Here is a 26,954-nt window from a genome sequence, read left to right as displayed (position 1 = left end):
ATTAAGCTTGTTGAATCCCTGCAACCACCCAGTCTTGCTGAGAGCCAACAGGTTTTACAAAGTGCCAGATTTCTGTAAATGGCTGTGGCAAGCTATTTAAATCTTCACTTACTGTACCTGTGAAGCGTACGCTCACAATGTATTGACCATTTTCAGTCGCACTGTCTACAACCATTGCATTTAAGTTACTAAACTCAGCAACGTCCTGATCTTGATTCTCCATGATGTCGTTATACATAGAGTTATAAAGTTCAGGTGTTAAGTAGCGACGAATTTCTTCGATGTTACTTGCACTGTTGATTGACTGAATGTGGTTAAAACGCTGACGGGCAACACGTAAGAAAGAAGCAGGTTCACTACCATCTGGTAACTGGTTGCCATTACTTGTTGTTGCACCACCAAACGGTGCTTGAGTTGCTGTACCACCACCAACAGACTGACCAAAAATATTGGTATTGTCGTTTGAGTTAGTTGGTGCAGCTGAACGGCCAAATGTGTTTTGACCGTTGCTGTTTGGAGCGTAAGGATTATTTGCTGCTAATTTTTTTTTCCCGCCCAATTTGCGGAATACAAAAAAGGCAACAGCAGCAGCAAGTAATACCCATAACCAGCCTGGGATACCACCTTTCTTCTCTTGTTGCTGTTGAGCTTGAACCGCTTGTTGCTCGTTATCTGGCTGGGTTACACGTTGTTCAGTTGATGTTGGTTTGTCATCAGCTAAAGCATGTGCTGCAACAGCACCTACGGCAGCACCAGCTACACCAGCTGCAACCATTGAACCAACACCCGGACCAGATCTTTGAGGTGCTGTAGCAGGTTGTTGAACTGGAGTCACTTGACGAGGTTGTTGATATGACTGGCTTGAAGTGGTAGAGCGTGCCATGCCGTGGCTTTTACCACCACCTGCACGTTTTGCTTCAGCAAGAGGAGAAATTGCCAAAGCAGCCATTAAAATACCGGTTATCAAGCCGCGCTGGTGTACTTCCATAGGAAATTCCTGTTTAAAATTAATTTGTAATTGTATTTATGCAGTCATTTACACTAAATTTCAACTATAAAAATATGTTTTTTTATGTCAATTCATCGCTGAGCTGCATCGCTTCGGTAAGGGCTTCATGTAAGCGCGCCACAGCAATTACTTGTACTCCCGGAATCGCTTTTTGTGGTGCGTTGCCTCTAGGTAAAATGACATATTTAAAGCCGTGTTTTGCTGCTTCTTTTAAGCGCTCTTGACCATTCGGTACAGGTCGAATTTCACCTGAAAGACCAACTTCACCAAAAACTGCAAGTTGCTGAGGCAATGCCTTGGTACGTAAACTTGATGCACAAGCTAGTAAAACAGCCAAGTCAGAACCTGTTTCAGTAATTTTTAAACCACCGACAATGTTGACATAAACGTCTTGCCCTGTAGTTTGTACACCACCATGACGGTGCATTACAGCAAGCAACATGTTTAAACGGTTTTGTTCAAGACCAAGAGCGACACGTCTAGGTTGTCCTTGAGCATCATCAACTAAAGCTTGAACTTCAACTAAGAGTGGGCGAGTTCCTTCACGGCTAATCATGACAATTGAACCGGGAATGGCTTCGTCATAACGACTTAAGAAAATAGCAGAAGGGTTAGCCACTTCACGTAAGCCTTTATCGGTCATGCCAAATACACCAAGTTCATTGACTGCACCAAAACGGTTTTTCACCGCACGAATCATACGATAGCGTGAGTCTGATTGGCCTTCAAAATAAAGTACACAGTCCACCATATGTTCTAAAACGCGTGGGCCTGCTAGTGCACCTTCTTTGGTCACGTGACCAACAATAAATAACGCCGTGCCACTATTTTTTGCATAGCGGGTTAATAACGCAGCAGATTCACGAATTTGTGAAACCCCACCAGGTGCAGATTGAAGCGTTTCTGTGTAAAGCGTTTGAATCGAGTCCAAAATTGCTACCACAGGACGTTCTTGCTCTAAAACTTCACAAATGCGTTCGACACAGGTTTCAGCCATGACTTTTAACTGGTCTGTAGGCAAGTCAAGGCGCTGTGCACGCAAGGCCACCTGAGACAATGATTCTTCACCCGTAATATAAAGTGCAGAACTTTTTGCACTTGCCATGTGGGTTGCTGTTTGTAAAAGAATGGTCGATTTACCAATACCCGGGTCACCACCAATCAGGACTACTGAGCCTGTGACCAAGCCACCGCCAAGTACGCGGTCAAACTCGCTAATACCTGTAGGTAAGCGGGTTTCATGAGAAACTGAGACTTTATTTAGTGTTGTTATATTGGCAACTTGGCCTGCGTAGCCCCCAATTTTAGGACGAGCGCGATGGGCTGTAGTAGGTTCGAGTTTAACTTCAGTCAGAGAATTCCATTCACCACACTCTGAACATTGACCAGCCCATTTAGGATGATCCGCACCACATTGTTCGCAACGGTAAACAGTTTTGACTTTGCTCATATTCGACTTCGGTTTGTTAACTTCATAATCAGTAAAAACAGAGTATAGCAAAACGACACCCTGAACGTAGGCAGAACCCGATCATTTTTCAAAGGCTTATTTTTCACGCGTTGTCCAAAAATATTGGAATGTATTTTGCTTTAGCTAAGGTGGGAAATTTTTAGGATATTTACCTATGTCTAATCTTCAGCATCATGATCATGCTGGCGACTTACAGCGTAAGCTGACCAATCGCCATTTACAATTGATCGCTATTGGAGGGGCCATTGGAACAGGCCTGTTTATGGGGTCGGGCAAAACTATTTCATTGGCGGGGCCATCAATTTTATTTATCTATTTAATTATCGGCACCATGATTTTCTTTCTTATGCGTGCTTTGGGAGAGGTTTTACTTTCAAACCTAAATTATAAATCGTTTGTCGATATGGCTTATGACCTGATTGGGCCTTGGGCTGGTTTTTATGTCGGGTGGACCTACTGGGTAAGTTGGGTGCTCGTAGGTATGGCAGATTTAACTGCGGTGACGAGCTATCTGAGCTTTTGGCTCCCCAATGGAGTTAGTTTTAGCCCAATAGAACAGGCAATGATTAGTGCAGGCTGTGTTCTCTTTCTATTGATTTTAAACTTATTGACGGTTCGTTTATTTGGCGAAGTCGAATTTTGGTTTGCGATTATTAAAATTGTTGCCATTATTGCTCTAGTTCTTGCCGGCATCTATATGGTAGTGACCAAGTTCCAATCACCATCTGGCTCTGTTGCGGCTATTTCTAATATTTGGAATCATGGCGGTATGTTTCCTCATGGGGTAAATGGTTTCCTTGCCGGCTTCCAGATTGCGATCTTTGCTTTTATTGGGGTAGAACTGGTCGGGACTACAGCTGCTGAAACTAAAGACCCTCATAAACATTTGCCTAAAGCAATTAACGCAATTCCGATTCGCGTCATTTTATTCTATGTATTGGCATTAATGGTGGTGATGTCTGTAACGCCTTGGGATCAGGTAAAAGCAGACCGTAGTCCATTCGTTGAACTATTCTTAATGGCAGGTATTCCAACTGCTGCAATTATTATGAATCTAGTGGTGTTGTCATCGGTCATGTCATCGATGAATAGCGGTATTTTTTCAACTAGCCGAATGATGTATGGCTTATCGCGTGATGGTCAAGCACCTGAAACATTAGGTCAGTTGACTAAAAGTGCAGTTCCAGCAAATGGTTTAATTTTTTCCTGTGCCTGTATTATGGGTGGTGCTTTATTACAATATTTTGTGCCCAATACGATTGAAGCATTTACCTTGGCAACAACGTTATGCACTATTTTATTTTTAACGGTATGGATTTTGATTTTGATGTGTTATATCCGCTACCGTAAGTTATCTCCTGAACTGCATGAAAAATCGAACTTTAAAATGCCGGGTGGGGTAGCGATGAGTTATGTCGTTATTGTTTTCTTCTTATTTACGATTGCGATTTTAAGCCTTGAAGCAGACACAGCTAAGTCGCTTATGGTCAGTCCAATTTGGTTCCTCGTTCTTGCAATTGGTTACTTTGGTTTTTACAAGTCAAAAATAAAACGTAATTTTGCCCAAGAATAAATAACTTAGAAGCAAAATATAAAAAGGCAATCGATCTGATTGCCTTTTTTAATTGAAAAATCAAAGTGGTTCAAGTCTTAATTTTAGACTGGAAGGTGCGTTGTATTGCTATGTTCTTGTGCGTATTATCGGATTTAATTGTATGTATCTTGAAATTATCAGCCATACAGACAAAAATTGGTTAGCTGAAAAGTTGTCAAAAAATATACATTTAAAAGATACCTGCAAATGGTGCGATATCGTCTTTTTGATTTGAATTTAGCTAACGGACTAAAAAAATTACTGGAGTGTATTCATAAAATGTCGAATCAAAATCTGAGTGATCCTCATGAACAAGGTGAGCTCCATCGTAGTCTTTCCAATCGGCATTTACAGCTGATTGCAATTGGTGGTGCCATTGGTACTGGTTTATTCATGGGGTCAGGTAAAACAATTAGTCTTGCCGGCCCATCTATCTTATTCATTTATTTGATTATTGGTGTAATGGTGTTTTTTGTCATGCGTGCGCTTGGCGAATTACTCCTGTCAAATTTAACCTATAAATCATTTATTGATTTCACCACAGATTTAATTGGCCCATGGGCAGGTTATTTTGTGGGATGGACCTATTGGTTGTGTTGGATCACGATTGGTATTGCCGATCTGTCTGCAATTATCTATTACTTACAATTTTTCAATAACGGCCAGCCTTTCTCACCAGTTGAAGGGGCAATGATTAGTGTGGCTGCTATTGTATTTATTATGGGTTTGAACCTGTTAACTGTACGCCTATTTGGTGAATTAGAGTTCTGGTTTGCGCTTATTAAGATCCTTGCGATTATTATTTTAATTGCAGTGGGTCTATGGATGATCTTTACTGGCTTTACTTCTAGTACGGGCGAGGTGGCTTCATTTACTCATTTATGGGCAAATGGCGGTTTCTTCCCAACAGGGGTGCATGGCTTCTTGGCTGGCTTCCAGATCGCGATCTTTGCTTTCGTGGGTGTAGAACTTGTGGGAACAACAGCTGCTGAAACCAAAGATCCTGAGCGTAACTTACCTAAAGCGATTAACTCAATTCCAGTTCGTATCATTATTTTCTACGTCTTGGCATTGCTTATCGTGATGTCGGTAACTCCGTGGAATAGAATTGATCCGGCGATCAGCCCATTTGTAAACTTGTTTAGCCAAGCTGGTATTGCGGCAGCAGCGATCTTGATGAACTTAGTAGTATTGTCATCAGTTATGTCTTCGATGAACAGCGGTGTATTCTCAACAAGCCGTATGTTGTTTGGTTTATCTCGTGAAGATCAAGGTCCAAAAGCTTTTGGTAAATTGAACAGACGTGCAGTACCTGCAAATGCATTGTATTTTTCTGCTGCATGTTTATTGTTAGGTGCGGCATTACAGTATTTTGTACCAAATACAGTTGAAGCATTCACTCTTGCAACAACGCTTTCAACTATTTTGTTCATTTGCGTGTGGTTACTGATTATCTGGAGTTATATCCGTTACTACACGACACGCCCTGAACTGCATGCTAAATCAACATTTAAATTGCCGGGCGGCCTATTTACCTGTTGGATCACGATTATTTTCTTTGTTGGCATGATTTATGTGCTGTCTTTAGAGCCAGATACTTTTAAAGCACTGAAAGTCAGCCCAATCTGGTTTGTTATCCTGATCATTGGTTATTTCTTCTTCTATAAACCACGTCATAAAAAGTAATGAAATTGATTTACTTATGGCTAAACGCCAGCTGAAAAGCTGGCGTTTTTTATGCATATTGTTTTTCTATTCAAGTTTACTCTTTAGCCGCTTGCATGATCACGGTATACTGCATCGAATTGTTTAAATCAGGTGCTCAGATGCTTCGTGTCATTTGCCTCATCAGTTTATTGAGCAGCAGTATTTTGCTTACAGCTTGCGGTCAGTCAGGAGCATTACAGCTACCTTCTGATCCAAATTATGACCACCGTGCAAAATACTTGCTCTATCGTAATAAAGAATCAAAACAAGTTGTGCAAAAAGATGAAAAGGCTGAACAGCCAGTCGAGTCATCATCAGCTCCAACCCAAACAACTTCACCTTAAGCTTTGAAATAAGGACACATTCATGAGTTTCACCCGCATTAATGGAGTATTGCATGCAGAGCAATGTTCTCTAGAGCAGCTTGCGCAGCAATTTGGCACACCGTTATATGTTTATTCAAAAACAGCTTTTGAAAAACATTATTTAGATATGGACCGTGCCTTTGACTTTATTGATCATCAAATCTGTTTTGCGGTGAAGTCTAACTCAAACTTGGCTGTTCTTAGTGTTTTGGCAAAACTTGGTGCGGGTTTTGATATTGTCTCTGGTGGTGAGTTGGCTCGTGTTTTAAAAGCGGGTGGGGATGCTTCTAAAATCGTATTTTCAGGTTTAGGTAAAACTGAAGTCGATATTGAAACCTCACTCAATGTAGGCATTGCTTGTTTTAATGTTGAGTCTTATGCAGAGCTAGACCGCATTCAAAAAGTAGCTGCTCGCTTAGGTAAAAAAGCGCCTATTTCTTTGCGTGTAAATCCTGATGTCGATGCAAAAACACATCCTTATATTTCAACTGGTTTAAAAGAAAATAAATTTGGTATTCCAAGTGATGCTGTTTATGAAACTTATCAATACGCAGCTTCTTTACCTAACCTTGAAATTGTAGGTATTGACTGTCACATTGGTTCACAGCTCACTGAAACTAAACCATTTGTTGATGCTTTAGACCGTGTCATTGTGATGATTGATGAGTTGAAGAAACTAGGCATCAATCTTAAGCATATCGATATAGGTGGTGGTTTAGGGGTTTGTTATAAAGATGAGACGCCACCAAGTGTTGAAGAATATGCAAACTCTATGAAACCTGCTTTAGAAAAGTTAGGTCTTAAGGTTTATATGGAGCCGGGCCGTAGCATCAGTGCAAATGCGGGCGTACTTTTAACTAAAGTTGATTTGCTTAAACCAACTACACATCGTAACTTCGCTATTATTGATGCAGCAATGAATGATTTAATCCGTCCTGCTTTATATGAAGCTTGGATGGATATTCAGCCTGTTGTGCCACGTACCGATACTGAAGAAAAAGTATGGGACCTCGTTGGTGCGATTTGTGAGACAGGTGACTTTATTGGTAAAGACCGCTCACTTGCATTACAAGAAAATGACTTGTTGGCTGTACTCGGTGCAGGGGCTTATGGCTTTGTGATGAGTTCAAATTACAACACGCGTGGTCGTGCTGCAGAAGTCATGGTATCAGGTGAAAACAGCTATTTAATTCGTGAACGTGAAACGGTTGAGTCGCTTTGGGAAAAAGAACGTTTATTGCCTGAGGAGTAAATGAGATGTTATTAGAATTTACCAAAATGCATGGTTTGGGCAATGATTTCATGGTGGTTGACCTAATTAGCCAAAGAGCTTATTTAGATACTGCAACCATTCAACGTTTGGCAGATCGACACTTTGGTGTTGGCTTTGACCAGCTTTTAATTGTTGAACCACCAGATGTACCAGAAGCTGACTTTAAATACCGTATTTTCAACGCAGATGGTTCTGAGGTTGAACAATGTGGTAATGGCGTACGTTGTTTCGCTCGTTTTGTGCATGAACGTCATTTAACCAATAAAACCAACATTACCGTACAAACCAAAGCAGGTATTGTTAAGCCTGAGCTTGGGCAAAATGGTTGGGTACGCGTAAATATGGGCTACCCAAAGTTTCTACCAAATGAAATTCCATTTGTTGCGGAAGAGCCAGAAGCCTTATATACCCTTGAGCTGGCAAATGACCAAAACATTAGTATTGACGTAGTCAACATGGGGAATCCTCATGCAGTCACTATTGTTCCAGACGTACTCACTGCTGATGTAGCAGGTATTGGTCCACAAGTTGAATCACATAAACGTTTCCCTGAGCGTGTTAATGCCGGCTTTATGCAAGTAATTGATGAAAAACATGTTCGCTTACGTGTATTTGAACGTGGTGTTGGTGAAACATTAGCTTGTGGTACAGGGGCATGTGCTGCTGCGGTAAGTGGTATGCGCCGTGGTTTGCTTGCGAACTCAGTTGAAGTTGAACTTGCTGGTGGTAAGTTGCAAATTGAATGGCAAGAAGGTGACGTGGTCTGGATGACTGGTCCAACAACCCATGTATATGATGGGCGTTTGGATTTACGTTATTTCCAAGGTTAATCGCGTAGCCTAAATAGAAGCCTCTTTTCATCAGTTAAAGCGATAAAAGAGGCTTTCTTTTATATGTACAATAATTTTTTAATTTCATTACCTTATAAAAAAATGAATAATTTAATTTTCTTACCCGGTGCGTCAGGCAGTACTGCATTTTTGTATCCCTTAATTGAAAAATTACCTCAGCAATACCATACAAAAATTATTGGTTACCCCGGTTTCGGTGATACACCAGAATCTCTTGAAGTAAAAAGTTTTGAAGACCTAACAAATTATGTGGTCGACCAAATTAATGAAGAATCTATCATTGTTGCCCAATCTATGGGTGGGATTTTTGCCGTTGCCGCAGCGCTACAAAAACCTCATTTGGTGAAAGGGTTGGTCTTAATTGCAACTTCTGGTGGAATTAACCTTAAACGATTTAATGTGCAAGACTGGCGTGAAGCATATCGCCAAACATTTTTAAAATATCCAGATTGGTTTGTTACCACTAATGCTAACTATGAAGAGTTTTTGTCAGATATAAATGTTGAAACTTTATTAATCTGGGGTGATAAAGATCCGGTAAGTCCAGTTTCGGTGGGCCAATATTTAAATCGAAAGTTTGAAAAGTCGACTTTATATGTTGTGAAAGATGGGGACCATCAATTAGCAGAAAAACATGCCGATGAAGTAGCAGTCAAAATAGAAAGCTATTTAAGAAACCTAATGTAAATCTTTAACTATTATTTAGCGTGCTATGGGTTAGCACGCTTTTTAAAATTTATTTTTACTTAAAGCTAATTTCAATGCGAACAGAACAAAAATACTGCCCGTAATTCGGTCCATATATTTCACAAATTTAGGTTGTTTTAAATAACGTGAAAGTGGTTGCATAGCCATAATTAATAGACTTGACCATAATACGCCAATCACGACATGAATCATTACAAGTCCCATCACCCAAGTGATAGCAGATGCTTGGGCTGGAATGAATTGTGGAAGAAATGAAATATAAAAAATACCAACTTTGGGATTGAGTAAATTGCCAAAGAAACCTTTAACAAACCAATTCTCTGATGTAGAGCGATTTGGATTATTTTCTTGTATGTCTGCAAGTTGGCTACGTGGTTTTAAAATCATATTTAAACCCAGCCATGCTAAATAAGCTGCACCCATCCATTTCAATAGATTAAAAGCTAAGTCAGATGCCATCAGTAGGGCACCTAGACCGCATGCCACGACAATTCCCCAAGCAATACAGCCAAGACTAATTCCAAGAGCTGCTTGAAATGCTTTAGATTTACCTTCAAGTGTGGCAGTGCGAATAATTAAAGTTGTATCTAAGCCGGGAGTAAGCGTAAGTAGAGTAATTGCAATTAAATAAGGTATGAGTATGGTGGTCATGGCAGTAAGGTCCAATGAATACTTGGTATAAATTGTAATATATAAGTTAGATTCATTATGCTGTGCGATATGAAATTTTTATGTTCAAATAGTTTTTGGTACACTCAAAAAAATGGGCAAATAATGGAGAGCAATTTGGATTTTGCATTACAACTGCTCTCAATGTGGTTAAAAGAAAGAAAAATTCAGAACCAGTCTGAGCATACAATCACGGCTTATGAGCGAGATGTGAAAAGCTTTCTTGAATTCTGTGACTCAAAAAAAATTAATTTAAAAAATGTTGAAGCTTCAGATTTACGTGAATATCTGGCTCAGCGTGTTGAGCAAGACCAGTTAAGCGCAAGTAGCATGCAGCGTCATCTCACTTCTATACGCCAGTTTATGAAGTGGGCTGAACAGGGCAAATACCTAGAAATTAATCCTACTGACGATTTTAAATTGAAACGTCAGCCTAGACCTTTACCGGGCATGATCGACATAGAAACGGTTAATCAAATTTTAGATCAACCCATGCCGGAAAAACCAATTGATCAGCAATTGTGGTTGCGAGATAAAGCCATGTTGGAACTACTGTATTCAAGTGGTTTACGACTCGCTGAACTACAAGGCCTCACAATTAAAGATATCGATTTTAATCGTCATCTTGTTCGTATTACGGGTAAAGGAAATAAAACCCGTATTGTCCCGTTTGGGAAAAAGGCAAAAGAAAGTCTATTGAACTGGCTCAAAGTTTATAAAATCTGGAAAGGGCATTTTGATCAAAATGCTTTTGTTTTTATTTCACAGCATGGTGGTGTGCTCACTCCACGACAAATTGAAAAACGAGTAAAACTTCAGGCACAACGAGCAGGTGTAAATGTCGACTTACATCCACATTTACTTCGACATTGTTTTGCTAGCCATATGTTATCAAGTAGTGGTGATTTGCGTTCAGTCCAAGAAATGTTAGGCCATAGCAACTTATCGACTACCCAAATTTATACGCATATCGATTTTGATCATTTGGCTCAAGTATATGATCAGGCCCATCCACGAGCGACTAAGCATTAAGACATTTAAGATAAATTATCCATCAATAAGCAACTTTGATTGCATTGAATAAGATGAATGTAGAGATCATTTGTACTTTTTTACAAATTTGTTTAAAAGAAATATGTGAAATTACCCAATTGACCATTTTGAACTTTGCACATTTTGTCGGCATATATGGCCTAAAAACGATAAAATTTGACTCATTTATAAGGCGTTTATGTTTCTGGCTGATAAGGTGAATAAGATAAAAAAATAATAAAAATCAATGTATAAAATAGACTTTAAAAAGAATAAAATAAGGGTGAGTCAGGTGTGAAATTTTTTTTATGAACTGATCATTTCATTTTTTTTGTACTGTTCCAGAAAATTGTGACTTGACCGAAATGCCAAACACATTGCAAGATAGGGTACCTAAAAAATTTGAATTGAAGAGTTAATATACTTTTCTCAACATTTACTTTTGCTAGAACAGCCGAGGATTACATGAAGGCTCTTGTTGCTGTAAAACGTGTGGTTGATGCCAACGTTAAAGTTCGTGTTAAGCCGGACAATAGTGGGGTTGACCTTACCAACGTTAAAATGTCAATTAACCCATTTTGTGAAATCGCAGTGGAAGAAGCGGTTCGCTTAAAAGAAAAAGGAACAGTATCAGAAATCGTTGTTGTTTCTATTGGTCCTAAAGAAGCTCAAGAACAAATCCGTTCTGCAATGGCTTTGGGTGCAGACCGCGGTATTTTAGTTGAAACCACTGATGAAATTGGCGCTCTAGAAGTTGCTAAAATCTTAAAAGGTGTTGTTGATGCTGAGAAACCAGAACTTATCCTTCTTGGTAAACAAGCAATTGATGATGACTCAAACCAAGTAGGTCAAATGCTTGGCGCATTATTAGGTGCTGGACAAGGTACGTTTGCTTCTGAAGTGAAAGTGGATGGCGGTAAAGTACAAGTGACTCGTGAAATCGACGGTGGTTTACAAACTGTTGAACTTGCGCTTCCTGCAATTATTACAACTGACTTGCGTTTAAACGAGCCACGTTATGCTGCATTGCCTAACATTATGAAAGCTCGTAAAAAACCGCTTGATACTAAATCTCCTGCTGATTACGGTGTTACAGCTGGTACTAAGCTTAAAACTGTTAAAGTTGAAGCGCCTGCAGAACGTAAAGCTGGCGTACAAGTGAAATCTGTAGATGAGCTTGTTGAAAAATTGAAAAATGAAGCGAAAGTGATCTAATACGGAAGGATAAAATCATGAGTATTTTAGTTATCGCTGATCACAACAACCAGACACTTAACGGTGCTACTTTAAACGTTGTTGCTGCAGCTCAAAAAATCGGTGGTGATATTACTGTATTAGTTGCTGGTTCAGGCGCTCAAGCAGTTGCTGACGCTGCTGCTAAAGTTGCTGGTGTAAGCAAAGTATTACTTGCTGACAACGCTGCTTATGCAAACCAATTAGCTGAAAATGTAGCTGGCTTAGTTGCTGACTTGGCTAAAGGTTACAAATACGTTTTAGCTGCTTCTACAACGACTGGTAAGAACATTCTTCCACGTGTTGCTGCGCTTCTTGATGTAAGCATGATCACAGACATTATTTCTGTTGAATCTGCGAACACATTCAAGCGTCCAATCTACGCTGGTAACGCGATTGCAACTGTTCAATCTGACGAAGCAATCATTGTTGGTACTGTTCGTGGTACAGCATTTGATCCAGTTGCTGCGGAAGGTGGTTCGGCTGCGATTGAGACTGTTGGCGAAGTAAAAGACGCTGGCATTTCTAAATTCGTATCTGAAGAAATCGTTAAACTTGATCGTCCAGAATTAACGGCTGCTCGTATTGTTGTATCTGGTGGTCGTGGTGTAGGTTCTGGTGAGAACTACCACAAAGTACTTGATCCATTAGCTGACAAGCTTGGTGCAGCACAAGGTGCTTCACGTGCAGCAGTTGATGCAGGTTTCGTACCTAACGATTTCCAAGTTGGTCAAACTGGTAAAATCGTTGCACCTGAGCTTTACATTGCTGTAGGTATTTCTGGTGCGATTCAGCACTTGGCTGGTATGAAAGATTCTAAAGTTATTGTTGCAATCAACAAAGACGAAGAAGCGCCAATCAACAGCGTTGCTGACTACTGGTTAGTTGGTGATTTAAATGCTGTAGTACCAGAGTTGGTAAGCAAGTTGTAATTTACAGCTTAATACTTATTCGAAAAACGCCCTTGTGCTATAACTAGCCAAGGGTGTTTTTTATTTCGATCATTATTATGAATATTAACTATTCTGCTTCCATAAAAGCTCATCAATTGCATCAGTCATTGGTGAGATTGGCACGGGCAGATATGGCACGAGATTATTTATGTATTCGATCTAAAAATCAGCATGGACTAGCCAATATTAAAGTTAACCAGTTGCACATGGGATTTATTTTATATGGGCAACAACAATTAAATCTTCAAAAAAAACAATTCAATTTTAATGCCGGTGATCTATACATTATAAAACCCGATACGGTTATCGATGCAGTTAATTTGCCTGACCCTATAACGGGTGAATACCTCACTATTCTTGTGCCTATGTGTGATGAAGTTATTCAAGCTGCACAAATGATTTGGGCAAAGCCAGTTGTAGACAGAACCGACGCAATATTAATGTTTTCAATCGATGCTTTCGCTACATCATTAACCGAGTGGCAAAGGGCTTTGTTTAATGATGATGTAGTGAAAGCACGTTTATGTATTACCGCTATACTTGTACAGTTATGCCAACGGCATTGTTCAGATGTATTAATTGTACCGCCACCTAAATTGACAAAAATCATTCACGATTGGGTAATAGAGAATCCACAGCACCATTGGCAGTCTAGTGAGTTTGAAATGCGACTAGGTTTGAGCAGCGCAACACTTCGCCGCAAACTTAGCCATGAAGATACAACCTTAAGAGAAACGATTACGCATGCACGTCTTACATATGCGCTTGAGTTGTTGTATTCGAAAAAGTTACCTATGAAAACGATTGCAGCAAAATCTGGATACCAGTCTGTTGCTATTTTTCGTGATCGCTTTGTAGAGCGTTATGGGGTAGATCCAGCTGTTCTAGCTGCAGAATAAGTCAATTTGAGCGTTTCTTATCGCTTATTGAGCGATTTAAATAGATAAAAACCAATAGAGTTAAAGTATGAAAATACCAAGGACTCTATGATGAAATCATTAAAATCACTTACGATATTATTGCTGCTGAGTGCCAGTACAGTTATACATGCAGAACAAAAGCCAAGTGTACATCAGGTTGATGGATACTTTTTACAACAAGTAGGAAACCTTAAAGTAACGGCTTTATTTGATGGAGAGTTAGGATTGCCTCGTAGTGATTTACTGGGTATTTCTGCTGAAAAAGCCAATCGACTTTTTGCAGAAAACTTTGTTCCTATAGATGAGCATAATCAGATTGTCACGGATTTCTCTGCCTATCTTGTACAAACACCGACTCAAAATATTTTAATTGATGCAGGGACTGCAAAATGTTTTGGTCCTACCTTGGGGCATGTGCCTGAAAATTTAAAGAAAGCAGGTGTACAACCTGAACAAATAGATACGATTTTAATTACACATGCCCATCCTGATCACTTATGCGGTATTACATTCGATGGCAAAATGGTTTATCCAAATGCGAAGGTTTATCTAGCTAAAGAAGATGTAGATTTTTGGACATCATCTGCAAATGAAGCAAAAGCCACTGATTTTTTTAAACCAATATTTAAAATGACGCGTGATGCATTACAGCCATACCAAAAGGCAGGGCAGTTAGTTGCGTTTACCAAATCCTCTTTTAACGTACCGAATGTTCAACTCATCGTGACTCATGGTCATACGGAAGGTCATTCTTCATACTTAGTAGATGGAAAAAACGGACAAAAGTTCTTAGGTCTAGGTGATGTTGTGCACTATGGTGCGGTACAGTTTCCTTATCCTGAAGCAAGCTATAAGCCCGATACTGACTCGAAACTAGCCATAGCTGTCCGTAAAGATATCTTTGAGCAAGCCTATAAAAACCATTGGTGGATAGGGGCGGCACATATCGCTTTTCCTGGCATTGGACACATTGGTAAAAGCTCAACAGGATACCAATGGATACCGGCTCAATATCGCCCTGTAAATTGATTCTTCAAAAAGTGTAATTAGCTTTAAAAATGAACTCGGAATCTTTAACTCAAATATCGCTAAGTTGAGCTAAGACGAAAAGTTAGATTCTTTAAATAGATGAAATGTGTTCTAAAAAGAGCACTTTCATGCTGTTTATATTTTGGTCGAATAATTGAGTTTTAATGAATACATTTAAAAGTAGAAACCTATAATTTTAACTTATTAATTCTAATAGAATTTTTATTGTAAAAAAATGCTATTTTCAGATCGCTAAACTCCCAGTTATCGAGCAATTTATGCTATAGTATACAGCTATATTTTTTTCGATTTTAGTTCACTTTCCGGAACTAAATTTTTTGCAAGATCAAGACATATAAACGGATAGAAATATCTATCTGTAAGAAGGAGTATGCATGAGCGTATCGGAAATCCGACCGATTGCCATTGAGGACGAACTCAAGCATTCATATTTAGATTACGCAATGAGTGTAATCGTATCTCGTGCATTGCCGGATGTGAGAGACGGTCTTAAACCTGTTCACCGTCGTGTGCTTTATGCCATGCACGAATTGGGCAATGACTATAACAAAGCCTACAAGAAATCTGCTCGTGTCGTTGGGGACGTAATCGGTAAATATCACCCGCATGGTGACTCAGCTGTTTATGAAACCATTGTTCGTATGGCTCAAGACTTTAGCTTACGTTATTTATTGGTTGATGGTCAGGGTAACTTCGGTTCGATCGATGGCGATAGCGCCGCGGCGATGCGTTATACCGAAGTCCGTATGACTAAGCTGGCACATGAGCTTCTTGCAGATTTAGAAAAAGACACAGTTGACTGGGAAGATAACTACGACGGTTCGGAACGTATTCCTGAAGTACTTCCGACACGTGTTCCAAACTTGTTAATTAACGGTGCTGCGGGTATTGCTGTAGGTATGGCTACCAACATGGCACCACATAACATGACTGAAGTTGTGAATGCATGTTTGGCTTATGCTGACAATCCGAATATCTCGATTGAAGGATTGATGGAATATATTACCGGTCCTGACTTCCCTACAGGCGGTATTATTTACGGTAAATCAGGTATTGTTGATGCCTACCGTACCGGTAAAGGTCGTTTGCACATTCGTGGTAAATACCATTTCGAAGAAGATGAAAAGACAGGTCGTACAACCATCGTCTTTACTGAAATTCCATATCAAGTAAACAAAGCAAGAGTGATTGAACGTATTGCCGAGTTAGTAAAAGAGAAAAAACTTGAAGGTATTTCAGAACTTCGTGATGAGTCTGACAAAGAAGGTATGCGTATTGCAATTGACTTGAAACGCGGTGAAAACGCAGAAGTCGTTGTAAATAACTTATTCTTAAATACCCAGCTTGAAAACTCATTCAGCATCAACATGGTTTGTCTAGACAATGGACAACCAAAATTGATGAATCTGAAAGATATTATTGCGGCATTTATTCGTCATCGCCAAGAAGTTGTGACACGCCGTACCATGTTCGAATTACGCAAAGCGCGTGAACGTGGTCATATCTTGGAAGGTTTGACAGTTGCCTTAGCTAATATTGATGAAATTATTGAAACCATCAAAACTTCTGCTAACCCTGCTGAAGCGCGTGAGCGTTTACTTGCTGGTGAGTGGGCAGGTGGTGGTGTTGTTTCATTACTTGAAAAAGCAGGTGCTATTTCTGTTCGCCCAGATGAAATTGAAGGTGAAGATCCAAATCGTCCATTTGGTCTAAGCGATTCAATTTACCGCTTATCTCCGACACAAGTAGGCGCAATTTTAGAATTACGTTTACACCGTTTAACAGGTCTGGAACAAGACAAGTTACACGCAGAATATACTGAAATTTTAGGTCAAATTGCTGAACTTACAGCAATTTTAAACGACTTCAACTTGTTGATGGGCGTTATTCGTGAAGAGTTAGCACAAGTATTACAACAATATGGCGATGCACGTCGTACTGAAATTGTTGAATCTCGTGTTGATTTCTGCCGTGAAGATTTGATTCCGGAAGAGCAAGTTGTATTAACTGTTTCACAAACGGGTTATGCAAAAACTCAACCACTTTCAGACTATCAGGCACAGCGTCGCGGTGGACGTGGTAAGTCTGCAACCTCAATGAAAGATGATGACTTTATTCAACATCTGATTGTGGCATCGAATCACGCGACTGTACTTTGCTTTACCAATGTAGGTAAAGTGTACCGTCTAAAAGTATTTGAGGTTCCTCAAGCATCACGTGGGGCAAAAGGTCGTCCAATCGTGAACTTGTTACCTCTAGATGCAACAGAAACAGTAACTGCAATCTTGCCGTTAACAGAGTTCCCAGAAAACCACTATGTGTTTATGGCTACAGCTTCTGGTACGGTTAAGCGTGTTGAGTTAGAACAATTTGCAAACATTCGTTCAAATGGTCTACGTGCTATTGAGCTTAATGAAGAAGATACCTTAATTGGTGTTGCGATTACTGATGGTAATCAGCAAATCATGTTGTTCTCTAACGAAGGTAAAGCAATTCGTTTTGCTGAAACTGACGTACGTGCAATGGGCCGTACAGCGAAAGGTGTACGTGGTATGCGCGTGAGCTTTGCAAGCAGTACTTTAAGCGAAGAAGATGCCGAAGTTGAAAACGATGAATCAGATGATAATGATGATTCAGCAGATTCAAGTCTAGTAAGCCGTATCGTGTCGCTTGTAGTTGTACCTGAGACTGGTGAAGTACTGTGTGCGAGTGCCAACGGTTACGGTAAACGTACTCCTGTAAATGACTTCCCAACCAAGAAACGTGGTGGTAAGGGCGTTATTGCAATTAAGACAAGTGAACGTAATGGTGAGCTAGTTGGTGCAGTTTCTATTGATGAAACTAAAGAATTATTGTTGATTTCTGATGGTGGTACGCTTGTTCGTACACGTGCAGCAGAAGTTGCAATGACAGGCCGTAATGCTCAAGGTGTTCGTCTCATCCGTTTAAGTGAAGAAGAAACCCTCGTTGGTGTAGTTTCAATTGAAGCTGTAGAAGAGGAAGAAGAACTTCTTGAAGGCGAAGTAGATACGACTGAAACTGATAGCGAAGAAGTTGTATCTAATAATGAAGATACTTCTGAAGAGTAAAACGTTTTAAAATAAAAAAAAGGAAGCCTAGGCTTCCTTTTTTATTTCTCGTCTATTTATTTTGCTGGATGGAAAATAAATACATCATAGTTTCGGTAATGTAGAGTTTTTACCGATGGGTCTTTAGTCGAAAAATTATTTGGTTGACTTACCACGATTAGATCTTGCTTTTGAGATAAAGCATCTTTGAGCTGCTGTTCGCTCCACAAATACTTTTTAAGTTGGGGCTCAAATAACAAGCCATCTTTAATTTCTAAAGAAGCACTATCGGAATGGACACTATCCCATTCATTTACAATATAGACAGGCTGTTTAAGCTTTAAAAGGAATGGCACATCATAAAAATAGTAATTGTAGAAAACTATTTTTGTAGATGGAGTAATGTACTCAGCAAAATCTGTTTGGCCAACATTATTTTTGGTATCTAAAATACGAACGGCAAAAGGAACAGAGCTACATAAAACAATTAAACTTATAAAAATATAGTTTAAATAGCTCACTTTTTGCTTTTTGTATAACCACACTAAAACCAGTGGGAGCACAATTAACAGCGCACCAATGGTATAAATAAATACAGCTTCGTGTTGGAAAAAAGGTTGATTTGCACGAATAAAACGAGGTGTAGCAGCAATACCAATTCCAAGAAGTATAATAAATACAGGAGTACCCCAAATCTGTAATTTGGTTTTATAACTGCTTTCAAGAACCTTATTCATCACAAGTGCTAAGAAAATAGCAAGAGGTGGCACAGCAGGTAAAATATAGCCTGCTAGCTTGGAAGGCGGAATAGAGAAGAAAACCGTAACAGAAATAAACCACCATACAAGCAGGGCAAATACACCTGATTGCTTATAGTCTTTAAAGATGGTCTTAATAGATTCAAATCTACTCGCAAAAAACCATGGTAAGCAGCTGACAAATAAAATAAGCAGATAGAAACACCATGGTTGTTTATTATTAAATTCTTTTGAACTAAATCGACTAAATTGTTGGTCAATAAAGAAGTAATGTAAAAATTGAGGATATTTACTTTGTACTGCGTAGAGCCATGGACTAATGATGAGCAAAAATAGCAAGATCGCCAATGGATTAAGAAGCGAAGGTATTTTCTTCCATTGTTTTGTGTAGAGTATCCACGGCAACAGGATCATACCTGGAATGAGAACGCCAATGAGACCTTTACTTAGAAAAGCAGCTGCACCAGCGATGTAACCTAAAAATAAAATAGGTTTACGTGCAGAAATGGTGAAATCAGCAAAGCATAAAACACTAATCGTAATCCATGAGGCTACTAGTAAATCATGGTTAATATATTGACTACTGCCAAAAAAAAGCAGGTTGGTCGCTAAAATGATAACCGTAAGCTGTGCTACGCCTTCCGAAATATACTTTTTTACAAATAAGAATAGTCCCACTAACATGAGGGTACCAGCTAAAACTGGTACTAACCGTAACACCCATACATGTACGCCAAAAAGCTCCATAAAAATAGAACTTAACCAGTGTAGTAGAGGGGGTTTATGCATGAATGGCAAACCATCGATTCGTGGAGTTAACCAATCTCCAGACTCGACCATAGCTCGGCTAATATCTCCATAGCGTCCTTCATCAGGTACAGATAGAGGTCTTATCCAAGAAAGAAGAAGTAACCAACACGGTAAAAAAAATAATAAAAATTTGGAATTACGAAGCCATTGCTGCATACACAATCCTTAATGTTGAAATGCAAAAAAACGGTTAAGCAAGAAAGTCACGACAGAAGTCAGAACAATTGCAATACACACTAAGGTTGAAACAGGGACGTTAAAATAGAGGTTCGAGAGTAGAAGAAAACTTTCATTAAATAAAAAACCTAAGCCTGCAACCAATGTGAATTTTGGTAGAGTCTGACGATGATCAAGATGCTGTGCTTTAAAAGTAAAAATACGATGCCCGAAATAGCTCACCCAATAGGCAACTAAAAATGCGAGTAAATTGGCATATTGCAGTGCAACATGCTTCTTAAACAGAAGCATGGCGACACTGTAGTGAGTAAGTGCTGCTGCGGCTCCGGTAGTAGCAAACCGCGTGAGCTGAAGAATATGAGCAAACATGTTAGAAACTAGAGAAAGTATTTTCCGGCTTTGTGATAGATTTTTCTTGTTTAATACGAGAATGTTCGGATGCAACAATATATTTTGGTCTATTTTTTACTTCAGCATAAATACGACTAATATATTCACCAACAATACCTAGGAATAACAGCTGTATACCGCCAAGTAAAGTCATACCTGCTGCAAGTGTTGCCCAACCTGGGACAGAAATTCCTTCGATCAACGTTTTAATGATGATCCATACGCCGTAGCCCATAGCACCTAAAGCCAGAATTGCGCCTAAATAAATACAGATGCGTAAAGGTAAATCTGAAAAACCAGTTAAACCTGACATAGCCAAGTTAAATAGAGATTTTACGTTAAAACTAGAACGGCCGTGCTGACGTTCCTGTTCAGAAAAATTAACGCCTATACTTTTAAAACCAACCCAAGCATATAGGCCTTTCATATAGCGATTTTTTTCTGGCAATTGTTTAATTGCTTCAACAACTTTTGCGTCTAATAGACGAAAGTCTCCAGCACTTTCTGGAATATCGATCGGTGAGCTTAAGTTTAATATACGATAGTAACCTTGAGTTAAAACACGTTTAAGCCAAGATTCAGTGGAGCGATTACGAATGCCATACACCATGTCATAACCATTTTTCCAAAGGTTGATCATGGTTGGAATTGCTTCAAATGGGTGTTGAAAATCCGCATCAATTAGTAAAGTAACTTCGCCTGTCACATGATCTAAACCAGCACTTAAAGCTGCTTCTTTACCAAAGTTGCGTGAAAGTTCAAGCACAACTAAGGGATAGTCATCAATCATTGTTTGCAAAATTGGAATAGTATCGTCTTTACTCCCATCATCGACCACAATAATTTCAAAGCTAAGATTTTGCTGTTTTAGACTATTTGCTAAAGCAGGAATAAAAGTTTTTAAATTTTCTGCTTCGTTATAAGCTGGAACAACGCAGGATAAAAATGGTTTTGTGTTCATTGCATTGCCCCTAGTCTAGTGAGCTGGATACCATATTGCTGACAATCAATTTGAAACTGATCCGAACTAAAATATTCATATTCTTGTATTCGGGCGTGCTGAATCGGATCTTGATCATTTGATTCTGCAAGTGCTGGATGGCACATTATCAGTAAATGATCTTTTGCATGTGCAAGCCAGTATTGATTGAGTTCGCCATAATCAGTTTGCTTAAAATCATAAATACCAGCAAATTGGTCATTCTGATTAAATTGATATGTTTGACATGCTTTTGCCAAAGAGTTAGAACCAAGTGCAGAGAGCACACGAGTCTTAAAACGATAGTGAGGTAAATCAATCGGATGCTGTAAATTTCGAATCCAGCCCGTAAATTTCTTCTCTTTTAACAATTGCAGCAAAATATCGCGTATAAACGGAAATTGATGAATATGTTGATGTCCATCAATAAAGTCTGGCTGTTTTCCCATGACTGAAACAAATAAGTCCCATTGCTCTTCAATACATTTCGTAATTAATTCACGATTCAGGCTTGAAGACCATGCACGTAAAATAAGCATAGGTAAGGAAAAAACAGTATTACCTGAAGCGAATTGATGGGTAAGATTTAAATGCAAACCGATATCAATTTGATCGCTAAAAGGTTTTAATTTGGCAGCAGAAGTTTCCCACAATTCAGATTGGGTCATACATGAGGTTGCCTGTAGGGCACCTTGTTCAATGAGTTGAATAATTGCGTCTGATATTTCTGCATTCATTGCAAAGTCATCTGCGCAATAACACACTTTTGCCATATCCAGATTCCGTCATAGGCAGGATTACAGAATACTCTGCGTAGCTGCTGAAAAACTATACTAATTACTATGGAGAAAATTTCTTAATTTCAACTTAAAGTTTTCTTAAGGTTTCATGACAATTGATACAAATTAATACTTTGAATTTATTTGTTTTTTTAGAATTTTTTGGTCAATTATTTAAGAAATAAGCTTTAACTATAAGATTTTATAGTAAATAAAAATATAATTTATGCACATTTATGAGCCCTTAAATTTATTTGGAATTTTTTAAACGTGAATGAGCAATAATTAAAAAAATGATTCCAATTGTTGCAAGAAAAATCAATTTAGGAATCACCACATTTAAAGGAACACCCATTTGATTAAGCTGTACAAACATTTGTACACCGTGTGTAGAAGGTAAGCACCAAGCAAACCATTCTAGCCATTCAGGCATGGCATGGTGGGGCCATGCGGTACCAGTTAATAAGAAAAGAGGAACTGAACTAAATACGATAATATGTCCGGCACGTTCAGGCATATCTAAAAGTGAACCAACTAACATGCCTAATCCAATCACACAACTAATAAAAATAGGAACCGCGACGAGTAAACCAATAAAGTTTCCACCGTGTGGGTAGTCGTTGAACCACAAGGTAAAACCAAAAAGGTAAAAACTGCTTAAACAACCAGTCGTAAAGAGGCTGGCAAAAATTCCAGCAAAGCGAATGGAGGTAATTTTTTCATGCTTTTCGCGGTAGCTTGCAATCAGCATGGCTAAGCCTAATACAATCGTTTGATGAATAATGAGTGTTGCAACTGCTGGAAAAATATAGCTTCCATAACCTGAAAGAGGGTTAAATAAAGGAACCTGATGAATAGAAAGGGCTGGTTGGAAATGTGTACGCTCTCCAAATTTTTCAACATATTCTTTTAATGTGGCCTCAATAGATGTAGCAAGACCTAACCCAATTTCTTTAGTTTTTAAAAAGTTGGTTGTACTTAAGTATAAGCCAATTCCACCAGTTTCTCCGCGGCGTAGGCTCTGTGTTAAGTTGTTGGGTAAAAGCAAAATACCATCTGCTTTTTGCTCGCGAACCATTTGCTCAGCTTGGAGAAAATTAGCAGTCACATTAACAATTTTAACGTGCGGACTATTGCTTGCTTGTCCAATAATTTGAGAGCTTAAAAGACTCTGTTCTTCATCAACCACGACAATTGGAATTGATTCGGCACGTTCAGCTTTATAAGCAGTTGGATAAAAAAAGCTATAAAGAATGACTGATAAAATCAGTGTCGTGAAAACCGAACTGTTACCAACAATATCTTTAAACGTTTGGGCATAAGCCTTTAAGAACTCTTTCATTGCGCTGCCCCCCGAACTAGTTTTTTAAGCAGCAAGGAACTCAAAATAAAATAAATAAGGCAGTAGCCAATCAGTATTAAAAAGGGCGTCATTGAAATAAAAAGTGGACTTCCAATCACCCATTGTTCGGTTTGGAGCTTTGCATAAGGTGTATATGGAATAATTAAAGACCAAAATTTAGTGAAAATCGGTGCGTTATTTAAAGGTAGGGTAACCCCTGCAAAACTTAAAGAAGACCCGCCGTATACTGCAATAAAACCAAAAGTTTTACTTAAATTTTTGGTAGCTAAAATAACAGTACTACTAATGAGTGCATAAGAAAAATAAAGCAAAAACTGGGCAGCTAATAAAAGACTAAGAGAACCTGCTACAAACCAACCGCGAATCTCAACGAGCCAAAACATCCATAACCAAGTCCAGAGACAAAAAATAAAGCTATAAAGTAAATTTTTAGCCAGTAAGCCGCGAATAAAATTTTCACGGTTGACCCACTGGGTTAATGTGCCGCGTTTAAGCTCTTGTCCAATAGCAAAAGCCACACAACAACAGAGTAATAGATGCAAAACAGCAGGAACCATGAAAGGTTCTAAATAAAATTCATAGCTCATACTTGGGTTATAGAGTGTTGAAATTTTAACGTGCGCTGTAGGGACATCTAAATAAGGAATATTATTTGCAAGATAACTCTGGCCTGCATAGTCTGCTAAAGCATTGAGTGTACTGACTAGCATTGCTGAGGAAATCGTATTTCCTACGCTAAAAAATGACTGATTAAAAGCAATACTGATTTGTGCGTCTTGAGCTTTTACAAAACGTTTTTCAGCGCCGTCAGGAATAAAAACATAGCCCCAAATTTTGGTTTCATTGAGTAGTTTTTCAGCTTCGGTCGAGCTTGTAGTAATTGTTTTAACATCTACTGTATGATTTAACGAAAGATACTTTTCAATATTGCGGCTCAGCTCACTTTGATCCTGATCAATAACCGCGATAGGTAAATGTTCAGCCTTACCTGCATAAAACATGCTGCTAAACAAAAAAATGATAAAAGCAGGGATAAGTGTCACCATACACAAATCCCATTTATTGCTTCTTAGATAGTTTAGTTCACGTAATATACTGGCAAACATGCTTTATTTTTCTTCTTTAATTTTAAATAGAACACTCATGCCAACTTTTAAATCTTTGACAGGACGCTCAGGTACCAAATGCAATTTAAAGCTACGGATATCATAACCGCCGGTTTGACGTGTGGTTTTAATGGTGGCAAATTCACCTTCGGCATCAATATTTTTCACTTTAAACATTACGGTTTGATTCAGCGCAGGAATGAATCCCTCTAGCGTTTTGTTTTTATAAACAGAAGCGTACTGATTTTCACCGACATTTAAACTCACCCACAAATCATCATCTTCTAAAATGCTGACAACCGGTACACCCATCGCAACGAGTTCAGAAGGTTTGCCATAAGTTTTTGAAACTGTACCTGAAATAGGAGCGAGTAGGCGGGTTTCTGCCTCAAGTGCTTGAGCTTCACTGACTGCTGCTTTGGCAATATCAACTTGTGCATCTGCTGTAGATTTCTGCTGACTGGTACTTCCGCGCTTTGCTCGAGCATATTGTTGATAAGCTGCTTCACTTAACTCTTGAGCAGAGGTTTGTGCAGCTAACATCTCATCTCGTCTTTGACGAGAAATAACACCTTGTCTATATAAATTTTCACCACGTTGATAAGTGGTTTTTGCAAGGTTCGCTTGAGCTTTCATACTTTGCCAGTTGGCATAAAGTGTATCAATATTTTCCTGTTGCGAACCACGGTCTACAGTAGACTGAAAAGCTAAAGCTGATTGTAGTGTAGCTAAAGCTTGCTGCTTTTTAGCTTCAATTTCTGGGCTGACTAAACGAACCAGAGGTTGTCCTTTAGAGACTTTTTGGCCTTCTTGCACATAAATTTCTTCAATACGACTTGGAACTTTAGTACTGACGTGAATCGTTTCAGCCTCAACTCTGCCTTGTAACTCAATAGGCTTAGGTTGATAACTTTTCCATAAACCGAAAATGATTAGCCCTAATAGAGCAATAGTGACCACCGCAATAATTAGTTTAATTTTTGAACTTTTAGGCTGTTGAGAACTTTTACTCGTTTTTACTTCTTGCGCATTGTCGGTTTGAATATTTTGTTGATCTTGACCTGTATGCTCTGTATCCGTAACAGGTGAATCTTGCTGAGAAGAAGATGTTTCTTGATTCATGTTATGCCCCCATTAGCGGATATAGTCGGTGTGTGGTTGAGTCACATAAGCTTTAAACTGATCCATAGAACCATGGCTTTGCAATAGCGTTGCGAGCGACATGACATATTTATAAGCATTTAAAGCCATTTCTGTTTTTAAAGCACTTAACGCATTTTGCGCGTCAATGACTTGTGTGGCTGTTCCCATACCTTCACGGAAAGAAAGCTCCTGAATACGTAAGTTTTCTTGAGCTGCATTGATATTTCTTTGAAGTAAGGTATGACTTTGCTGCGCTGAATTGAGCTCGTTATAAGACTTATTCAATAAAGCTTCAATCTCTTGTTTAGTTCGTTCAGTCATGAGTTCTGAGGCATAACGTTTTAACTCGGCAGCATGAATATTCTTATTTTTATCTACGCCAGAAAACAGATTGTATTTTGCCATGACACCTACAATCCAGTTTTCATTTTCATCGAGTGAATATTCACCAAAAGCAAAGAGGCTTGGCTTTTTAGCTGCTTGTTGAGCCTGAATATTCGCATTAGCCAATTGAGTGTCTAACTGCATTTTTTGCACCAGGCTCGATTTTTGAGAATAACTACTTAAAAGAGATTCTAACGATTGGCTACGAACTGTATTTACAAAAAGAGGAGTACTCAAATCAGGATTACTTTGCTGATGAAGAAGATTGTTTAAACTGAATTGGCTGGCATTCAGATTTGCTTGAGCATTTTGTAAAGTTCGTTCGGCATTGTTACGGGCAACTTCAAATTGCATGCGTTGTCCTTTACTAATAAAACCTTGCTGTTCGAGCTTTAGCGCGTTGCTGTAATGCTTTTGCATTGCATTAAAGTTAAATAAGCTACTCGCGACCAGTTGTTGTTGTAATTGCACATTAAAGTAACTTTGTACGACTTCGAAGCGCTGTATATCTTGCTGTTGTTGGCTTGAAAGCTCGGAACGTTGAGCTTGAATATTAGCTATTTTCTTTGCACTAGTCGTCAAGCCTCCTGTATAGATTGGCATCACAACTGAAATAGAGGGGCGGACTACTTGGTCTTCTACAGTCAAATTAGCATAGTTAGGAAAACGATTGATTCCATCATGGATGATTTGGTTTGAACCTTCTTGAACTTGTCCTAAAACATCTGATGGAATGACATTGTTCCACTGAGACAATTTGTCGTTTAATCCTTGGCTTAAATCATTCTCAAGTTTTTGCTTAAAACCACTAAGTGGCACATCTGTTTCACTATGAAACGCGTATGCTCTAACGTTTAAATCAACTCTGGGTAAGCCTAAACCTTTTACTGCTTCGGCTTCTAATTGAGAGGCTTGTTGTAAAGCTTGGTTGGCTTGAGTGCTATACGAGCTTTTTAAAGCTTGTTGTTCTGCTTCAGCATAACTTAAGCTTTGTGCATAAATAGGCGTTGCAATAAATACTCCCAATACCAACGCAAGGTAATTGGGTTTAAAGAAAAAAGGGCGTATTGACTGTCGATACTGATGTGTTGGCATTTTATATAACAATTTTTGATCATCCCTTATAGTTTAAATTTCTTGTTATTAAATTCAATTATCATAT

Annotated in this window: 23 protein-coding genes; 12 read left to right on the top strand and 11 right to left on the bottom strand. The window is 38.9% G+C overall.

Annotated features, from left to right (window positions below; genetic code table 11):
- Position 1: 1 nt before the first annotated feature.
- Positions 2-988: a Tim44 domain-containing protein gene (locus ABLC00_RS14135; RefSeq protein WP_002048497.1), complete on the bottom strand. Its 987-nt coding sequence runs from the start codon at positions 986-988 to the stop codon at positions 2-4.
- Between the two features lie 82 nt (positions 989-1,070).
- Complete coding sequence (gene radA, locus ABLC00_RS14130; RefSeq protein ID WP_004707421.1) at positions 1,071-2,459, bottom strand: DNA repair protein RadA; 1,389 nt, start codon at positions 2,457-2,459, stop codon at positions 1,071-1,073.
- 175 nt (positions 2,460-2,634) lie between these two features.
- Between radA and ABLC00_RS14125 the strand changes: the two genes are divergently transcribed.
- From ABLC00_RS14125 to ABLC00_RS14100, 6 genes are all read left to right on the top strand, one after another.
- Positions 2,635-4,053: an amino acid permease gene (locus tag ABLC00_RS14125; protein WP_004885671.1), complete on the top strand. Its 1,419-nt coding sequence runs from the start codon at positions 2,635-2,637 to the stop codon at positions 4,051-4,053.
- A gap of 300 nt (positions 4,054-4,353) precedes the next feature.
- Complete coding sequence (locus tag ABLC00_RS14120; RefSeq protein WP_004885673.1) at positions 4,354-5,760, top strand: amino acid permease; 1,407 nt, start codon at positions 4,354-4,356, stop codon at positions 5,758-5,760.
- Positions 5,761-5,900: 140 nt separating this feature from the next.
- On the top strand, positions 5,901-6,125 hold the full coding sequence (locus ABLC00_RS14115; protein ID WP_002048546.1) for a lipoprotein: 225 nt from the start codon (positions 5,901-5,903) through the stop codon (positions 6,123-6,125).
- Between the two features lie 22 nt (positions 6,126-6,147).
- The gene (gene lysA / locus ABLC00_RS14110) at positions 6,148-7,398 is read left to right on the top strand and encodes a diaminopimelate decarboxylase (protein WP_004885675.1); all 1,251 of its coding nucleotides are present in this window, start codon (positions 6,148-6,150) and stop codon (positions 7,396-7,398) included.
- A 5-nt stretch (positions 7,399-7,403) separates the two neighbouring features.
- Positions 7,404-8,249: a diaminopimelate epimerase gene (dapF, locus tag ABLC00_RS14105; RefSeq protein ID WP_002048521.1), complete on the top strand. Its 846-nt coding sequence runs from the start codon at positions 7,404-7,406 to the stop codon at positions 8,247-8,249.
- Between the two features lie 102 nt (positions 8,250-8,351).
- Complete coding sequence (locus tag ABLC00_RS14100; RefSeq protein WP_025467341.1) at positions 8,352-8,957, top strand: alpha/beta fold hydrolase; 606 nt, start codon at positions 8,352-8,354, stop codon at positions 8,955-8,957.
- Positions 8,958-8,999: 42 nt separating this feature from the next.
- Here ABLC00_RS14100 and ABLC00_RS14095 read toward each other — a convergent pair whose 3' ends face one another.
- The gene (locus ABLC00_RS14095; RefSeq protein ID WP_033846099.1) at positions 9,000-9,629 is read right to left on the bottom strand and encodes a LysE family translocator; all 630 of its coding nucleotides are present in this window, start codon (positions 9,627-9,629) and stop codon (positions 9,000-9,002) included.
- Positions 9,630-9,791: 162 nt separating this feature from the next.
- Between ABLC00_RS14095 and xerA the strand changes: the two genes are divergently transcribed.
- The 6 genes from xerA (at position 9,792) to gyrA (ending at position 17,924) form a co-directional block, all read left to right on the top strand.
- Positions 9,792-10,679: a site-specific tyrosine recombinase/integron integrase gene (xerA, locus tag ABLC00_RS14090; RefSeq protein WP_079377049.1), complete on the top strand. Its 888-nt coding sequence runs from the start codon at positions 9,792-9,794 to the stop codon at positions 10,677-10,679.
- A gap of 465 nt (positions 10,680-11,144) precedes the next feature.
- Positions 11,145-11,894, top strand: coding sequence for an electron transfer flavoprotein subunit beta/FixA family protein (locus ABLC00_RS14085; protein WP_000646180.1), 750 nt, complete (start codon positions 11,145-11,147; stop codon positions 11,892-11,894).
- Between the two features lie 17 nt (positions 11,895-11,911).
- Positions 11,912-12,844 carry an electron transfer flavoprotein subunit alpha/FixB family protein gene (locus ABLC00_RS14080; RefSeq protein WP_004699815.1) on the top strand — a complete coding sequence of 311 codons (933 nt, stop codon included), beginning with the start codon at positions 11,912-11,914 and terminating at the stop codon, positions 12,842-12,844.
- A 77-nt stretch (positions 12,845-12,921) separates the two neighbouring features.
- A complete protein-coding gene (locus ABLC00_RS14075; protein WP_348941179.1) occupies positions 12,922-13,764 on the top strand; it encodes an AraC family transcriptional regulator in 843 nt (280 codons plus the stop codon).
- Positions 13,765-13,854: 90 nt separating this feature from the next.
- On the top strand, positions 13,855-14,814 hold the full coding sequence (locus ABLC00_RS14070; protein ID WP_004885690.1) for an MBL fold metallo-hydrolase: 960 nt from the start codon (positions 13,855-13,857) through the stop codon (positions 14,812-14,814).
- A gap of 395 nt (positions 14,815-15,209) precedes the next feature.
- Entirely contained in the window at positions 15,210-17,924 is a 2,715-nt protein-coding gene (gyrA, locus tag ABLC00_RS14065; protein ID WP_033846098.1) for a DNA gyrase subunit A, read from the top strand.
- Positions 17,925-17,980: 56 nt separating this feature from the next.
- On the opposite strand, the gene ABLC00_RS14060 is transcribed toward gyrA, so the two are convergent.
- From ABLC00_RS14060 to ABLC00_RS14025, 8 genes are all read right to left on the bottom strand, one after another.
- Positions 17,981-19,627 carry a glycosyltransferase family 39 protein gene (locus ABLC00_RS14060; RefSeq protein WP_004885695.1) on the bottom strand — a complete coding sequence of 549 codons (1,647 nt, stop codon included), beginning with the start codon at positions 19,625-19,627 and terminating at the stop codon, positions 17,981-17,983.
- 9 nt (positions 19,628-19,636) lie between these two features.
- A complete protein-coding gene (locus tag ABLC00_RS14055) occupies positions 19,637-20,017 on the bottom strand; it encodes a GtrA family protein (RefSeq protein WP_004707438.1) in 381 nt (126 codons plus the stop codon).
- Between the two features lies 1 nt (position 20,018).
- A complete protein-coding gene (locus tag ABLC00_RS14050) occupies positions 20,019-20,999 on the bottom strand; it encodes a glycosyltransferase family 2 protein (protein WP_004707439.1) in 981 nt (326 codons plus the stop codon).
- Positions 20,996-21,790, bottom strand: a complete 795-nt coding sequence (locus tag ABLC00_RS14045) for a ChbG/HpnK family deacetylase (RefSeq protein WP_004885709.1) — start codon at positions 21,788-21,790, stop codon at positions 20,996-20,998. Before ABLC00_RS14045 ends, ABLC00_RS14050 begins: the two co-directional genes overlap by 4 nt.
- Positions 21,791-22,046: 256 nt before the next feature.
- The gene (locus ABLC00_RS14040; RefSeq protein WP_004885713.1) at positions 22,047-23,138 is read right to left on the bottom strand and encodes an ABC transporter permease; all 1,092 of its coding nucleotides are present in this window, start codon (positions 23,136-23,138) and stop codon (positions 22,047-22,049) included.
- A complete protein-coding gene (locus tag ABLC00_RS14035) occupies positions 23,135-24,265 on the bottom strand; it encodes an ABC transporter permease (protein WP_006580551.1) in 1,131 nt (376 codons plus the stop codon). The genes ABLC00_RS14040 and ABLC00_RS14035 overlap by 4 nt, the downstream gene beginning before the upstream one ends.
- A gap of 3 nt (positions 24,266-24,268) precedes the next feature.
- Entirely contained in the window at positions 24,269-25,387 is a 1,119-nt protein-coding gene (locus ABLC00_RS14030; RefSeq protein WP_004885716.1) for an HlyD family secretion protein, read from the bottom strand.
- A gap of 12 nt (positions 25,388-25,399) precedes the next feature.
- Positions 25,400-26,887, bottom strand: coding sequence for a TolC family protein (locus tag ABLC00_RS14025; protein ID WP_004885717.1), 1,488 nt, complete (start codon positions 26,885-26,887; stop codon positions 25,400-25,402).
- Between the last annotated feature and the right edge of the window lie 67 nt (positions 26,888-26,954).

Source organism: Acinetobacter nosocomialis, assembly GCF_041021905.1.
In the GTDB taxonomy this organism is placed as follows: domain Bacteria; phylum Pseudomonadota; class Gammaproteobacteria; order Pseudomonadales; family Moraxellaceae; genus Acinetobacter; species Acinetobacter nosocomialis.
Note: the sequence above shows the minus strand (reverse complement) of the source record. Positions and strands in the feature narration are given on the sequence as shown.